This window comes from Streptomyces katrae (genome assembly GCF_000966975.1).
In the GTDB taxonomy this organism is placed as follows: Bacteria; Actinomycetota; Actinomycetes; order Streptomycetales; family Streptomycetaceae; genus Streptomyces; species Streptomyces katrae.
In genome coordinates this window covers 1-1,314 of sequence record NZ_JZWV01001661.1, presented here as the reverse complement: position 1 = coordinate 1,314, position 1,314 = coordinate 1, and the positions used below count along the sequence as shown (strand labels likewise).

The 1,314-nt window shown below is 74.7% G+C and carries 1 protein-coding gene; it reads right to left on the bottom strand.

The annotated features are described in order from the left end of the window. A partial coding sequence (locus tag VR44_RS39915) for an acyltransferase domain-containing protein (RefSeq protein ID WP_045952597.1) occupies positions 1–1,314 on the bottom strand: 1,314 nt, incomplete at both ends.

The window sequence follows — 1,314 nt, the reverse complement described above, 5'->3', positions numbered from 1 at the left end:
GTGGAAGGCGTGGGAGACCGTCAGCGGCTTGGTCCTGCGGCCCTCGGCCGCGAGTTTCGCCGCCAGTTCGGTGACGGTGTCCTCGGCGCCCGAGAGGACCACCGAGGCGGGTCCGTTGACGGCGGCGATGTCGGCCCGGTCCTCGGACCCGGCCAGCAGGGTCCGTACCTCCTCCTCGGAGGCCTCGACCGCGACCATCACTCCCCCGCCCGGCAGGGCCTGCATCAGCCGGCCCCGGGCGGCCACCAGCTTCGCCGCGTCCGTGAGGGAGAGCACGCCCGCGACGTGCGCGGCGGCGTACTCGCCGATGGAATGACCGGCGAGGAAGTCCGGGCGCACGCCCCAGGACGCCACCTCGACGGCGAACAACGCCGGCTGGGTGAAGGCGGTCCGGTTCAGCAGGTCCGCGTCCTCACCGAACACGACCTCGCGCAGGGGCTGTTCGAGGTGCGGATCGAGCGCGGCACAGACGGCGTCGAAGGCCTCGGCGAACACCGGGAAGGAGGTGTGCAGTTCACGCCCCATGCCGAGACGCTGGCTGCCCTGGCCTGAGAAGAGGAAGGCCGTCCTGGTCTTGCGGGCGGCGGTGCCCTCGAAGGCGTGGCCCGTCGGCTCCTGGCGGGCGAAGGCGGTGAGGGAGGCCAGGAGTTCGTCGCGGTCGCGGCCCACGACGGCTGCGCGGTACGGCAGTTGGGCGCGGGTCGTGGCGAGGGCGTGGCCGATGTCGGCCGGGTCGGTGTCCGGGTTCTCCTGTACGTACGCCAGGAGCCGGCGAGCCTGCTCGGGGAGCGCCTCGGGGGTGCGGGCGGACAGGGGCCACACGAGGGGGCTCCGGCCGGCTCGGGCGGGAGCGTCCGCTTCGGGGGCCGCCGATGCGGGCGCGGCCGGTTCGGGTTCGGGCTGTTCCAGGACGACGTGGGCGTTGGTGCCGCTCACCCCGAAGGAGGAGACGCCCGCCCGGCGGGGGCCCTCCGTCTCCGGCCAGGCGACGGCCTCGGTCAGCAGCCGGACGGCGCCCGCCGACCAGTCCACGTGCGGGGACGGCTCGTCGAGGTGGAGGGTGGCGGGCAGTATCCCGTGCCGCATCGCCATGACCATCTTGATGACGCCGGCCACGCCGGCCGCCGCCTGGGTGTGGCCGATGTTGGACTTGAGCGCGCCCAGCAGCAGCGGCCGGCTCGCGGGGCGGTCCTGGCCGTAGGTGGCGAGCAGGGCGTGGGCCTCGATCGGGTCGCCGAGGGTGGTACCGGTGCCGTGTGCCTCGACGGCGTCCACGTCGGCGGTGGTGAGCCGGGCGTCGGCCAGGGCCTGGCG